This window comes from Mycobacterium sp. E2327 (assembly GCF_001672675.1).
GTDB lineage: Bacteria > Actinomycetota > Actinomycetes > Mycobacteriales > Mycobacteriaceae > Mycobacterium.
In genome coordinates, this window is the sequence record NZ_LZKE01000029.1 from 37,093 (window position 1) to 50,103 (window position 13,011).

Here is a 13,011-nt window from a genome sequence, read left to right on the forward strand (position 1 = left end):
CCCACTTGCTAGCGCGCGGCGACGTACTCGGGCAAGGCGATATCGTCCCGGAATTCGCGGCCGATGAGCCGCTCGGCCACCCACGGGACGTCCAGCAATTTGGATGCCTGATTTCGAGTCCACAACCCGAGCGACGTCTTCGGCGCGAACATCGAGGCGAACGCGCGCGCCGACCGCTGCCTGGCCTCGACGATGGGACGCAGCCGGCGTTCATAGCGGAGAAACGCCTCGCGGTGATCGCCACCGTCGCGGCCGAGTTCGCCGGCCAGCACGTAGGCCTGCACCATGGCCAGGCCGGTTCCCTCGCCCGCCAACAGCGACACGGCGGCCGCGGCGTCGCCGATGAGCCCCACCCGCCCCTGCGACCAGTGGTCCATGACGATCTGGCTCACGCGGTCGAAGTACACCTCGTGGGCGCCGTCGAGTTCGCCGAGGATCCGAGGGCATTCCCACCCGGCGTCGCCGAAGACTTGACGCAGGGTCTTCTTGACGTCCGACGAGTTCTGTGGCTCGGGGCCGCTCATCTGGTCGGCGGTGAAAACGAGAAGGAACTGCGTCTTGTCGCCGCGCAACGCGAATCTTGCAACCATCCGCCCGGGTGTGGTGTAGGCGAGGTAGACGAGTTCGTCACGCGGCTGGTAGCCATCGACTTCGAAGGCGGCCACCCGGTAGCCGAGGTCGGCCTCGAATTCAGAATTGGGCCCGAACACCAAGCCGCGCACGGGCGAATGGATGCCGCCGGCGCCGACGACCAAGTCGAACAAGCGTGACTGGCCGCTCTCGAACGTGACCCGGGCCCCGGCGTCGTCTTGCGTGATGGCCGAAATGCTTTCACCGAACAGGGTTTCGACGTGTGGGTCGATCGAGCGGTGGATCATGGCCGCCAAGTCACCGCGCGGGACGGTGACGAAGCGGCCGTTGAGGTTGCGCCGGAACAACTCCGCCGAAAAGCCCCCCACCTTCCGTGAATTGCGGTCCACCAGCCGTAGCTCCTGGATCGCGTATCCGGCCGCGTGCAATTCGGGGGCGAGCCCCATACGTTCGGCGACGGCATACCCGCCACCCCAGAAATCCACCACGTAGCCGCCCGTGCGCAACTGCGGCGCCTTTTCAATCACGGTCGGCTCGTGGCCGTATCGCCAAAGCCAGTACGCGAGCGTCGGGCCGGCAATGCCGGCACCGACGACGGCGACCTTCATGCGAACACCCCTCTCCTGCGCATCGCGATTACTATAGCATAGTGCAACAGTTGCACTTGGCAAGTACGCGGTTCGGAGAGCACGGGCGTTGTGCTGAAAGAACCCGCTGCGGGTGTACGCGGACAACGAACGCGATGACGCGGTCGCGTGGCTGACCTCGCTGCAGGCCGGCGCCGGCGCGTCCACGCAAGACATGGCCAAGGCATACATCGGTGGAGTGGGCGCCACGATCGGGAGCCTCGTCAAACTTGCCGGCGCCAGGCTCGCCGCGCTGGTCGAGTCGCGATGACTTGCGGGCCGATCGGGTACCCGAGGGACATGGCAGACAACGAGAGTTTCCAGAATGCGGCCGAACGCATCTACCACGAGTGGGACAAGGCGCTCAGCGAGGACGACGTCGACGCTCTGCTGGCGCTCTACGCCCCCGACGCCGTGCTGGAGAGCCCGGCGGTGCCGCTGACCTTGGGCACCGAAACCGGAATAGTCCGCGGGCACAGCGAGTTACGGCCGCTGCTCGAGCGGGTCGCCGCCCGCAAGCCACCGCTGCGGACCTACTACCGCAGCGGCTACCTCACCGACGGCGCGCGAACGATGATCTTCGAATACCCGCGGGACACGCCCGACGGGGAGCAAATGGATTTCGTCGAGGTCATGGAGATTGCCGACGGGCTGATCCAGCGCCATTGCGTCTACTGGGGCTGGCGCGGCGCGAAGGTCATCCAGGACGACGCCTACCACAAGTAGCGCGCTACAGCCCCAGGTGCTCCCGCAGCGTCTCGCCGGAATACTCGGTGCGGAACGCGCCGCGCTCCTGCAGCACCGGCACCACCCGGTCGACGAACTCGTCCAGGCCGTGCGGTGTCAAATGCGGCACCAGGATGAAGCCGTCGCACGCGTCGGTCTGGATGTAGGTGTCGATCTCGTCGGCGATTCGCGTTGGCGTGCCGACGAACTGTTGGCGGCTGGTGACCGCGATGATCAGCTCGCGGATCGAGAGGTTCTCGGCTGAAGCGCGTTCGCGCCAACTGCGGGCGACGGCGACGGGATCGCCGTGCCGCACCCGGCCCTGCGTGATGGAGCTGTCGACCACCGGGTCGAAATCGGGCAGCGGGCCGTCCGGGTCGTGGTCGGATAGCTCGCGGCCCCACACCTGCTCGAGCATCGCGATCGCCGTCGCGCCGCTGACCTGTTGGTAGCGGATGTGCCGCGCCCGGTCGTGCGCCTCGGCATCGGTGTCGCCGATGACGAACGTCGCCGCGGGAAAGACCTTGAGCCGGTTGGGATCCCGACCGTAGAACGCGGCGCGACCCTTCACGTCGGCGTAGTAGCGCTGCCCGTCCTGCAGCGACGAGTGCAGCGTGAACAGGGCGTCGGCGTTGCGGGCGCCGAACGCTCGGCCGTCGGGCGAGTCGCCGGCCTGCAGCAATATCGGATGCCCCTGCGGCCCCGCCGGCAGCGTGGCGAACCCGCGCACGTCGAACTGGGGGCCGCGGTGTTCAACGCTTCGGATCCGGTCGGGATCGGCATAGGCCCCCACCCCGACATCGGCCAGCACGGCGTCGGCTTGCCAGCTGTCCCAGAACTGGCGGGCCACGGCCAGGAACTCCTCGGCCCGCGAGTACCGATCGGCGTGGTCCAGGAAACCGCCGCGGCGGAAGTTGGCGCCGGTGAAGGCGTCCGACGAGGTCACCATGTTCCAGCCGGCGCGGCCGCCGGAGAGGTGGTCGAGCGACGCGAATTGCCTTGCCACCTCGAATGGTTCGTTGAAGGTGGTGTTGATGGTTCCGGTCAGCCCGATCCGGTCGGTGACGCCGGCGAGCGCGGCCAGCACGGTGAAGGTGTCCGGGCGGCCCACCACGTCCAGGTCGTAGATGCGGCCGCGGTGCTCCCGCAGCCGCAGCCCCTCGGCGAGGAAGAAGAAGTCGAACAACCCGCGTTCGGCGGTGCGGGCCAGGTGCACGAACGACTCGAACTCGATTTGGCTGCCCGAACTCGGGTCGGTCCACACCGTGGTGTTGTTGACGCCCGGGAAGTGGGCGGCCAGGTGAATCGGCTTGCGCTGCTTGCCCTCCCGCATGCTCATCCGCTGATCCCCCACCGTTTGGCGATCAGTTCGTGCGAGCGCAACCGGTCGGAGTGCCGGTGGGTGACGGAGGTGACGACGAGTTCGTCCGCACCGGTGACGCGTTGCAGCGCGGACAGCCGCTCGGCGACCTCGTCCGGATCGCCGACGAACTGCGTTTCCAGCCGATCTTTCACCACGGGCAGCTGCTCCTCGGCGAGCGGGGGGCAGTCGTCGGGATCGGGGTAGGGCACGGCGCCGACCCCCGTCCGGATGGAATAGACCCAATGCCCGTAGCTGGACGCCAGATGCCTTGCGGTGGCGGTGTCGTCGGCCACCACGATGTCGGCGGACACCACGACGTAGGGCCGCTCGAAGGCGGCCGACGGGACGAAGGCGGCCCGGTAGGCCTCGATCGCTTCCAGCGCCGTCGCCGGGGTGATGTGGTAGCTGGCGACGAACGGCAAACCCCGCGCACCGGCAAGCTTGGCGCTTTCACCCCGGGTACTGCCAAAGATCCACGGGGTCAACCCGGATCGCTCTCCCGGCACCGCGTGCACGTCGAAACCCTCGACCTCGTAGGTGCCGTCGAGCATCGCGATGATGTCGTCGAGTTGCTCGGCGAAGCCGGGCGCCACCGCCCCGGGCTGTTGCAGGATTCCCATGGTCGCCTGCACCCGTTCCTTGTCGAGGAGCCCGCGCAGGTCGAACGGCAGCGGGACCACCACGCCGTCGACCTCGTGCCACTGCCGCGGCGGGCGGGACTTGGCCGACGGCGATTTCGGCTTGAACCCGGTGTCGCGTCGCTGTCCCCGTCCGACGCCCAGGTCAATGCGGCCCGGATAGAAGGCCTCGAGCATCCCGAAGCTCTCGACCACCGCGACCGGAGTGGTGTACCCGAGCTGAATGGCGGCCGAACCGACCCGAATGCTGTTGGTGGCGGCCGCAATCTGGCCGATCAGCACGGCCGTCGCCGAGCTGGCCACGCCGACGAAGTGGTGTTCGGCGAGCCAGTACCGGCGGTAGCCCCACCGCTCGGCGCGCTGGGCCAGGTCGATGGTGTTGCGCAGGGCGGTCGCGGCGTCGCTGCCCGCGCTGATCGGGGCCAGGTCCAGGATCGACAGCGGCACCGGGTTCATCGGTGCACCGCCGCATAGCGATTGGGCGCCACGGGCAGGCCGAGGCGCGCGCGCAGGGGTTCACCCTCGCGATAGCCGGTGCGGAAGAGCCCGGCCCGCTGCAGCAGCGGCACCACCTCGTCGACGATGACCGGCAGGTCGGTCGCGTTGACGGCGGGCCGCAGGCGCGCGCCGTCGATGCCCAGCCGCTGCCAATCCTGCAGTAGCTCAACTAATTGCGTTGCGCCCCCGGTGAATACGAGCGCGTCGGAGCGGAAGTCGGCCGCGCGGTCGAACGAAACCACCACGTCGGCAAGGACTTTCAGGTGGGTGCCGCCCGCCGCGCGCACCTCCGCGATAATGCGTTGCACCGACGCGCCGTCGGTGGGTGTGACGAAGACGACGTCGGCGCCGGAGGCGGCGAACTCGTAGGCGGGGCCGACATGCGCCAGCGCGGCCACCACGGGCTGGCCCTGGGGTGGGCGCGGCGTGATCGAGGGCCCCTTGACCGAGAAGTACTTTCCGGTGAAGTCGATGTAGTGCAGCTTATCCACGTCGACGTAGCGCCCGGTGCTCACGTCGCGGATGATGGCGTCGTCCTCCCAGCTGTCCCATAACCGGCGGACCACGTCGACGTACTCGACGGCCTCCTCGAAGAGGGGGACCTCGGAGACGTCACGGCGGCCGAACAGCGCCGCCTCGTGCACGGTGGCGCTCACCCGCGGCTGCCAGCCGGCCCGGCCGTGCGACACAAAGTCAAGCGTGGCAATGGATTTGGAGACGTGAAAAGGCTCGGTATGGGTGACCGTGGCCACGGGGATCAGCCCGATGTGTCGCGTGGCGGGTGCGATGCGGGCCGCGACCAGGACGGCGTCGGCGCGGCCGGTCAGCCGGTCGGGATGAATCCGGGAGCTTCGCCCGATCTGCGGCATCAAACTGTCGTCGATGGTGAGGAAGTCCAGCAGCCCGCGCTCCGCCGTGGCCGCCAAGTCGGCCCAGTAAGGACCGCCGAGGACCGACGGCGTCTCCGGGTCGGCGGCGAGGGTGACCTGCCACGCGTGCGGGTCCCAGCCGTATCCGTCGAGCGCGACGCCCAGGTGAAGTTGACCCGTCATGGCAGCCACTTCTCGAAGGCGATCGGCCGGAACGGTCCCCAGTCGGGCAGCGGCTCGGCGGGGGCGATGCGGGTGTACCCCGTCGCGTCGTACAGCGCCTCGGCCTCGGGCTGACGATTGCCGGTGATCAAATACAGCCGCCGGTAACCCCGCGCGGCGGTCTCCGCTTCCAGCGCCGCCAGCAGCGCCCGCGCATACCCGCGGCGCCGATGGGCGCTGTCGGTCCAGATCCGCTTGAGCTCGGCGGTGTTGGCGTCGAAGCGCCGGAACGCCCCGCCCGTGACCGCCACGCCACCCACCACACCGATGAGCAACCCGCCGTCGGGCGGCGCCAGCTCACCCGCCGGCACCGGCAGCCAGGCCAGGTGCCTGTCCGGCGTACCCCCGTAGCGCTCCGCGTACTCGACGGCCAGCTCGGCCAGCAGCGGCCGCGCCAAGGGGTCGTCGTGGGTGGCCGCGACGAACTCGAGCCGGGTGGTGGGCGTCACGTATTCATCTAACGTCTCCGACGCGCGCCCATTCCACCCGGCGGCGAGTCCGCTCTATTGGCCGGGAGGCATGAGCACCGTGTCGATCATGTAGACCGTCGCGTTGGACGTGTGCACCCCACCGCAGACCAGGCCCGCGTTGTTGACCCTCAGGTCGTTGCCTTGACCGGCCACGGTAAGGGGCGCGCCCTGCACCGTCGGGTGGACGCCGCCGATCACCGCCGGGCTGAGCTGCCCCTGGACGACGTGATACGTCAAGATGCTGGTCAGCAGCTGCGAGTCCGTCTTCAGCTTGTCGACGGTCCCCGCCGGCAACTTGTCGAACGCCGCGTTGGTGGGCGCGAACACCGTGTACTGGCCGTTGTTGAGGGTCGAGACCAGGTTCACGTTCGGATTCAGCTTCCCGGACAGCGCCGCGGCCAGGGTCGTCAACATCGGGTTGTTCGACGCCGCCGTCGCCACCGGGTCGCGCGACATTCCCAGCACCGACCCCGGACCGCTCGGATTCTGCTTGGCATAGTCCGCGCAACCCGTCCCGATCAAGTCACTCGGGTTGTCGGCTGTGGCCGTAACCGTCGGCCCGGCGGCGACGGCGATGGCCGCAAGACCCGCCGCGGCAAGCGTTTTCGCGCGAGTGCTCATCATTGCGTTTCGACTCCTTCGTCTTCGGACGCCCATGGGCGCCGTGTCGGCATGAACACAAGTCATTCGGAGCGACGGCCGGCGCGGATGGAATTTCAGTAACTGAACCTTTAATCCACTTAATGAGCCGGCCGGGCGCGGCCCGCGCTAAACGCGCGATGCCGTGACATACCCGGGGAGCAGTTCCACGTGCTCCGGGCGGCCGCGCCACAATTCGGCCAACCCCAGGTCGGCGAACAACTCGACGACATTCCGCTTGGCCGTCTGCCAGCCATGCGCCGCCAGATATTCGGGGACAAAGCGGTATTCGCCCGGGTAGGTCAGGCTGGCCAGGTCGATGTCCAGGCCGCGCCGTCGCCAGCCGTCCACGAAGGCCTGCCGCGCCGCCTGCCGTTCCGGTGTCCAGCTCGCCATGTGATCGGCGGAGAAGCGGCTCCCGGGCGCGCTCGCCTCGGTGACGCCCCGCAGCAACCGATGCTGGGCGTCCGGCGGCAGGTAGCCGACGAGCAATTGCTCGGCGATCCAGACCGTGGGCGTCGCGGCGTCGAAACCGGCCCGGCGCAGCGCCGCCAGCCAATCCTGGCGAAGGTCGACGCCGATCTCGCGGCGGTGTGCGCCCGGCCGCGCGTCCAGCCCCCGCAGCACCCCGGCCTTGAAATCGAGGACGTCCGGGCGATCGATTTCGTACACCGTCGTGCCGGGTGGCCACCACAGTCGGTACGGCCGGGTGTCCAGCCCCGACCCCAGGATCACCACCTGGCGAATGCCGGAGCGGCCGGCGTCGGCGAGAAACTCGTCGAGGAACCGTCCGTACGCGGCCTGGACGTGAATGAGCCCCGTCGTGATGGGGTGACCGCCGTCGTCGGCGGCGTATCGCTCGTCGTCGATGACCTGGGCGAAGTACGGCACGCCGGTGGCGCGCACCAGCGGCTCGGCGAACGGGTCTTCGAGGAGGCCCTTGTTCGTGGCCACGGCCCGGACGACGGCGTCGAACGTGGTGGTCAGGCCGTCGCCGGAGGCCGGGTTCCAGCTGGCGGGTGCCATGATCCGCTCAGGCGTTGGACCGGCGCCGCACGGCCACACCCACGGCGGCCCGCCAGCCGAGCAACAGCACCGCGGTTACCGACGCGGCGACCACCACGAAGCTCGCCGCCACGCCCGCCGAGCTGGCTTTGCGCAGCAGCATGCCGATCGCGACGGTGGACAGCCAGACGATCACGCCGGTGGGGGCGACGGCGGTGGGTCGCCGCCAGGCGCGGGAGAGCAGCCACCCAACGACGGTCCCGACCAGGAACGGCCAGGCCGTGGTCGCCAGGCCGCCGAGGGTGAGCCCTTCGGCGTGGCTGCGGCGTCCGGCGGCGGAGAAGACCAGCACGGCGACGACGTCGATGAGCAGGTATGCCATCCGTCGCATGCCGCGAGACTACCGGGTGGCAGGCTGGGTCCCATGAGCACTGACGCACCTCCGGCGTTCGACCGGGACGACCCGCTGGGCCTGGACGCCTCCCTGTCCGAGGACGAGCTCGCCGTGCGCGACACGGTGCGGAAGTTCTGCGCCGAGCACGTCCTCCCCTACGTCGGCGAATGGTTCGAGATCGGCGACCTTCCGGTCCGCCAGCTGGCCAAGCAGTTCGGCCAGCTCGGGCTGCTCGGCATGCATCTGCACGGCTACGGCTGCGGCGGTGCTTCGGCCGTGCACTACGGCCTGGCCTGCACCGAGCTGGAGGCCGCCGACTCGGGTATCCGGTCGATGGTCTCCGTGCAGGGGTCGCTGGCGATGTTCGCGATCTGGAAGTTCGGCTCCGAGGAGCAGAAGCAGCAGTGGCTGCCCGGGATGGCTGCGGGCGAACTGCTCGGCTGCTTCGGGTTGACCGAACCCGACGTCGGAAGCGATCCGGCCGCGATGAAAACCCGTGCGCGGCAAGATGGTTCGGACTGGGTGCTGAACGGGCGAAAGTTGTGGATCACCAACGGCTCGGTCGCCGACGTGGCGATCGTGTGGGCCGGCACCGACGAGGGCATCCGTGGTTTTGTGGTGCCGACCAAGACGCCGGGCTTCGCCGCCAACACGATTCACCACAAGCTGTCGCTGCGGGCGTCGATTACCAGCGAGTTGGTGCTCGACGACGTGCGGCTGCCCGCCGACGCGATGCTGCCCGCGGCGACGGGGTTGCGCGGCCCGCTGTCGTGCCTGTCGGAGGCGCGCTACGGGATCGTCTGGGGATCGATGGGCGCGGCGCGCTCGGCCTGGCAGGCCGCGCTCGACTACGCCACGCAGCGCACCCAGTTCGGGCGCCCGATCGCCGGATTCCAGCTGACGCAGGCCAAACTCGTCGACATGGCGGTCGAACTGCACAAGGGGCAGCTGCTGTCGCTGCACCTCGGCCGCCTCAAGGACGGCGTCGGGTTGCGACCCGAACAGGTCAGCTTCGGCAAGCTCAATAACACCCGCGAGGCGATAAAGATCTGTCGGACCGCGCGAACCATATTGGGCGGCAACGGGATATCGCTGGAGTACCCCGTCATCCGGCACATGGTCAACCTGGAATCGGTGCTCACCTACGAGGGCACCCCGGAGATGCACCAGCTCGTCCTCGGCCAGGCCTTCACCGGCAGCGACGCGTTCCGCTGATAGGAGAACCGCTCATGGGATCTGTCGTAAATCGGATCGGCGTGGTGTTCGCCGCGTGCGGGCTGGCGCTGTCGGCCCCGGTCGCGACCGCCGATCCCGTCACCCTGCCCCCGATGACGTCCGGCGGCGGCGGGTCGATCATCGGCGGGGGCAGCAACTCCGGGATTGCGCAGCAGCTGACGGGCCTGGGCAACCCGAACGTGCAGGAGGTCGACGGCTCCGACGCGGCCCAGTTCATCACGGCCGCCGCCGCGGTCAGCAATCCGCAGCTCGCCGCCCCCTTCGGGCTGCTCAAACGGGCGCTGGCCTGCCAGACCAACAACGCGGGATTCGGGGCGCGCGCCTACCGGCGCAACGACGGGCTGTGGGGCGGCGCGATGCTCGTCGCCGCCAAGAGCGCCACCCCCAACGTCGACGCCCTGAACGCCTGCGCCAAGACCAATTGGCGCAAGCCCACCACCGGTTCGGACACCGCGGCGTGCAACAGCGGCTGGACGACACCCAATTCCTTCGACAGCCGCCGCAGCAACGCGGAGGCCTATTACATCTTCCTGGCCGGCACCAACGACGACTTCTGCAACCAACTCAACGGGAAGTACAAGACCAACGCCGCGGCGTGGCCCTTCTAGGTGGGAGCGTTTCCTGATGGACGCGTTTCGGGGACGTCCTGGTAGGCCGGCGCGCATCGGGGCGTGGGTCACCGCGGTGCTTGGCGGCATTTGTGTGTTCGCGGGGCTGGCCTTCGGTATCGAATTGGGTGCAATGCACGCCGTTGCCTATCGGCTCGGCACACCTGCGACGGTGACGATCGATCATTGTGAGCGGGACCACGGAAGGTGCTACGGCAGGTGGGGCGTCGGCGCAAAGTCCAACAGGGTCCCGATCGTCGAGGACTACGACCGACGCAATGGAGTCGGATCGCAGGTGGATGTTCATCTGTTTCGCAGTCGCGGCGGCACCGACGTGGCCTATACGGCGAGCGAAGCGAGGCCGAACTATCTGTGGATGTCCGGTGGCGTCCTCGCGATCGGTGCGGGCTCGGTTCTCATGTGGTCTGCTCGGCGCAAGATCAAGACTGGTAGCTGGCCGTGGTCGGGCGCGCCGACCACATAGGCTGGTGACGGGCCGCGGGGACCACGACACGAAGGGGTAGGCATGTCGCGCCATCACGTCGTCATCATCGGGAGCGGATTCGGGGGCCTGAACGCGGCGCGCTCGCTCAAGCGGGCCGATGTGGACGTCACCCTGATCTCGATGACCACCACTCACCTTTTCCAGCCGCTGCTTTACCAGGTGGCCACCGGGATCCTGTCCGAGGGCGACATCGCGCCGACCACCAGGCTGATCCTGCGCAAGCAGAAGAACGTCCGGGTGTTGTGGGGTGAGGTCGAGGCGATCGACCTGAAGGCGCAGACGGTCACGTCGCACCTGATGGGGATGCAGACCGTCACGCACTACGACAGCCTGATCGTGGCCGCCGGCGCGCAGCAGTCCTATTTCGGCAACGACGACTACGCCGCGTTCGCGCCCGGCATGAAGTCGATCGACGACGCCCTGGAGCTACGCAGCCGCATCCTCGGCGCCTTCGAGGCCGCCGAGGTCGCCACCGACCCGGCCGAGCGGCAACGCCGGCTGACGTTCGTGGTGGTCGGGGCGGGGCCGACGGGAGTCGAGTTGGCCGGCGAGATCGTCCAACTCGCCGAGCGCACGCTGGCCGGCGCCTTTCGGACCATCACGCCCAGCGATTGCCGGGTCATCCTGCTGGACGCGGCGCCCGCGGTGCTGCCGCCCATGGGTGAAAAGCTGGGCCTGAAGGCGCAGCGGCGGCTGGAGAAGATGGGCGTCGAGGTCCAGCTCAATGCCATGGTGACCGCCGTCGACTACATGGGCATCACGGTCAAGGACTCCGACGGCAGCGAGCGCCGGATCGAATGCGCCTGCAAGGTGTGGGCGGCCGGCGTGCAGGCCAGCCCGCTGGGCAAGATGATCGCCGAGCAGTCCGACGGCACCGAAACCGACCGCGCCGGACGGGTGATCGTCGAGCCCGACCTCACCGTCAAGGGCCACCCGTACGTGTTCGTCGTCGGCGACCTGATGTCGGTGCCCGGCGTACCGGGCATGGCCCAGGGCGCGATTCAGGGGGCTCACTACGCGACCGCGCTGATCAAGCAGGCCGTCAAGGGCCACGACGACCCGGCCAACCGCAAGCCATTCAACTACTTCGACAAGGGCAGCATGGCGCTGATCTCTCGCTACAGCGCCGTCGCCAGGGTCGGCAAGCTGGAGTTCGGCGGCTTCATCGCCTGGCTGGCGTGGTTGTTGTTGCACCTGCTGTACCTGGTCGGGTTCCGCAACCGCATTGCCGCCATGTTTTCCTGGGGCATCTCGTTCCTGGGCCGCACCCGCGGCCAGATGGCCATCACCAGCCAGATGATGTACGCCCGGCCGGTGGTGGACTGGGTGGAGAAGCAGGCGCAGGAGGGGACGTTGGCGGCGGCCGAACGCATCGAGGCCGCCGAGAAGCAAGCCGGCTAGCTCAGGGCCCGATCGATATCGGCGATCAGGTCGTCGGTGCCCTCCAGCCCGACGGAGATGCGAACCACGTTGTCGCCCAGCCCGATCGCGGCGCGTCCCTCCGGGCCCATGGCGCGGTGCGTCGTGGTCGCCGGGTGGGTGATCAACGATTTCGCGTCGCCCAGGTTGTTGGAGATGTCGATCAGCCGCAGCTTGTCCAGCACCTCGAAAGCCCGCTGCTTGGCGGCACTTTCGGCGCAGTCCAGCGCGAAGGTGATCACCGTTCCGCCGCCGGTCATCTGGCGCTTGGCCAGGTCGTATTGCGGGTGCGACGTCAGGTAGGGGTAGCGCACCCAGCTCACCGCGGGATGGGTCTCGAGGAACTCCGCGATGCGGTGCGCGGACGCGTTGCTGTGCTCGACCCGAACCGCCAGCGTCTCAAGGCCTTTCAGCAACACCCAGGCGTTGAACGCGCTCATCGCCGGGCCGGTGTGCCGCATCAGCTTCTGGACCGGGCCGTCGATGTACTCCTTGTCGCCCAGGATGGCGCCGCCCAGCACCCGGCCCTGCCCGTCGATGTGTTTGGTCCCGGAGTACACCACCACGTCCACCCCGAGCGGAAAGCCCTGCTGCAGCAGCGGTGTGGCAAAGACGTTGTCCAGCACCACTTTCGCGCCGGCGGCGTGAGCCATCTCGGTCACCGCGGCGATGTCGACCAGTGACTGCATCGGATTGGACGGCGTCTCGAAGAACACCGCCTGAGTGGGCACCGAGAGCGCCCGCTCCCACTGCGCGAGGTCGTCGCCGTCGACGAAGACGGTCTCGACCCCCCACCGCGGCAGGATCTCGTTGCACACCACGAAGCACGAGCCGAACAGGCTGCGCGCCGCGACCAGCCGGTCACCGGCCGCCAGCAGCGCGCCCAGTGAGGTGAACACCGCCGCCATGCCGCTCGCGGTGGCGAACGCCGCGGGCGCCCCCTCGATCAGTCGCAACCGCTCCTCGAACATCGTCACGGTCGGGTTGCCGTAGCGCGAGTAGACGAAATGGTCCAGCTCGCCGGTGAACGACCGCTCGGCCACGGCCGCCGACTCGTAGACGTAGCCGGACGTCAGGAACATCGCCTCGGCAGTCTCTTCGAAACCGGATCGCAGCAGACCGCCGCGCACGCCGATGGTGGCCTGGCTGACGCCGTCGGGCAGCGCCTTGGGCGTGCGGACCGATTGGTCGTCGGCCATCGC

General features: G+C 68.6%; 15 protein-coding genes. 6 read left to right on the forward strand and 9 right to left on the reverse strand.

From position 1 onward, the window contains the following. Positions 1 to 8: 8 nt before the first annotated feature. Positions 9 to 1,199, reverse strand: coding sequence for an FAD-binding domain (locus A5712_RS03575; protein WP_068101382.1), 1,191 nt, complete (start codon positions 1,197 to 1,199; stop codon positions 9 to 11). Positions 1,200 to 1,311: 112 nt separating this feature from the next. Here A5712_RS03575 and A5712_RS30645 point away from each other — a divergent pair, with 112 nt between their 5' ends. Together A5712_RS30645 and A5712_RS03580 are read left to right on the forward strand one after the other, a co-directional pair. After that, the gene (locus A5712_RS30645; RefSeq protein WP_156766398.1) at positions 1,312 to 1,488 is read left to right on the forward strand and encodes a hypothetical protein; all 177 of its coding nucleotides are present in this window, start codon (positions 1,312 to 1,314) and stop codon (positions 1,486 to 1,488) included. Positions 1,489 to 1,517: 29 nt separating this feature from the next. Next, the gene (locus A5712_RS03580) at positions 1,518 to 1,943 is read left to right on the forward strand and encodes a nuclear transport factor 2 family protein (RefSeq protein ID WP_068101385.1); all 426 of its coding nucleotides are present in this window, start codon (positions 1,518 to 1,520) and stop codon (positions 1,941 to 1,943) included. A 4-nt stretch (positions 1,944 to 1,947) separates the two neighbouring features. On the opposite strand, the gene A5712_RS03585 is transcribed toward A5712_RS03580, so the two are convergent. The 7 genes from A5712_RS03585 to A5712_RS03615 form a co-directional block, all read right to left on the reverse strand. Then, positions 1,948 to 3,282, reverse strand: coding sequence for an NtaA/DmoA family FMN-dependent monooxygenase (locus A5712_RS03585; protein WP_068101388.1), 1,335 nt, complete (start codon positions 3,280 to 3,282; stop codon positions 1,948 to 1,950). Beyond that, a complete protein-coding gene (locus tag A5712_RS03590; protein ID WP_068101391.1) occupies positions 3,279 to 4,400 on the reverse strand; it encodes an LLM class flavin-dependent oxidoreductase in 1,122 nt (373 codons plus the stop codon). The genes A5712_RS03585 and A5712_RS03590 overlap by 4 nt, the downstream gene beginning before the upstream one ends. Continuing rightward, positions 4,397 to 5,494 carry an LLM class flavin-dependent oxidoreductase gene (locus tag A5712_RS03595; protein WP_068101394.1) on the reverse strand — a complete coding sequence of 366 codons (1,098 nt, stop codon included), beginning with the start codon at positions 5,492 to 5,494 and terminating at the stop codon, positions 4,397 to 4,399. Before A5712_RS03595 ends, A5712_RS03590 begins: the two co-directional genes overlap by 4 nt. Then, positions 5,491 to 5,982: a GNAT family N-acetyltransferase gene (locus A5712_RS03600; RefSeq protein WP_068101396.1), complete on the reverse strand. Its 492-nt coding sequence runs from the start codon at positions 5,980 to 5,982 to the stop codon at positions 5,491 to 5,493. The genes A5712_RS03595 and A5712_RS03600 overlap by 4 nt, the downstream gene beginning before the upstream one ends. 54 nt (positions 5,983 to 6,036) lie before the next feature. After that, positions 6,037 to 6,627: a fasciclin domain-containing protein gene (locus tag A5712_RS03605; protein ID WP_068101400.1), complete on the reverse strand. Its 591-nt coding sequence runs from the start codon at positions 6,625 to 6,627 to the stop codon at positions 6,037 to 6,039. A gap of 144 nt (positions 6,628 to 6,771) precedes the next feature. Beyond that, positions 6,772 to 7,668, reverse strand: a complete 897-nt coding sequence (locus A5712_RS03610; protein WP_068101402.1) for an SAM-dependent methyltransferase — start codon at positions 7,666 to 7,668, stop codon at positions 6,772 to 6,774. A gap of 7 nt (positions 7,669 to 7,675) precedes the next feature. Continuing rightward, positions 7,676 to 8,038, reverse strand: a complete 363-nt coding sequence (locus A5712_RS03615) for a DUF3054 domain-containing protein (protein WP_068101404.1) — start codon at positions 8,036 to 8,038, stop codon at positions 7,676 to 7,678. A 33-nt stretch (positions 8,039 to 8,071) separates the two neighbouring features. Here A5712_RS03615 and A5712_RS03620 point away from each other — a divergent pair, with 33 nt between their 5' ends. From A5712_RS03620 to A5712_RS03635, 4 genes are all read left to right on the forward strand, one after another. Further along, positions 8,072 to 9,256, forward strand: coding sequence for an acyl-CoA dehydrogenase (locus A5712_RS03620; protein WP_068101409.1), 1,185 nt, complete (start codon positions 8,072 to 8,074; stop codon positions 9,254 to 9,256). Between the two features lie 14 nt (positions 9,257 to 9,270). Beyond that, the gene (locus A5712_RS03625) at positions 9,271 to 9,885 is read left to right on the forward strand and encodes a hypothetical protein (RefSeq protein WP_068101412.1); all 615 of its coding nucleotides are present in this window, start codon (positions 9,271 to 9,273) and stop codon (positions 9,883 to 9,885) included. 76 nt (positions 9,886 to 9,961) lie between these two features. Continuing rightward, positions 9,962 to 10,369, forward strand: a complete 408-nt coding sequence (locus A5712_RS03630; RefSeq protein ID WP_156766399.1) for a hypothetical protein — start codon at positions 9,962 to 9,964, stop codon at positions 10,367 to 10,369. Positions 10,370 to 10,411: 42 nt separating this feature from the next. Beyond that, positions 10,412 to 11,791, forward strand: coding sequence for an NAD(P)/FAD-dependent oxidoreductase (locus A5712_RS03635; RefSeq protein ID WP_068101415.1), 1,380 nt, complete (start codon positions 10,412 to 10,414; stop codon positions 11,789 to 11,791). On the opposite strand, the gene A5712_RS03640 is transcribed toward A5712_RS03635, so the two are convergent. Then, positions 11,788 to 13,008, reverse strand: coding sequence for an O-succinylhomoserine sulfhydrylase (locus A5712_RS03640; protein ID WP_068101418.1), 1,221 nt, complete (start codon positions 13,006 to 13,008; stop codon positions 11,788 to 11,790). The genes A5712_RS03635 and A5712_RS03640 overlap by 4 nt on opposite strands. Between the last annotated feature and the right edge of the window lie 3 nt (positions 13,009 to 13,011).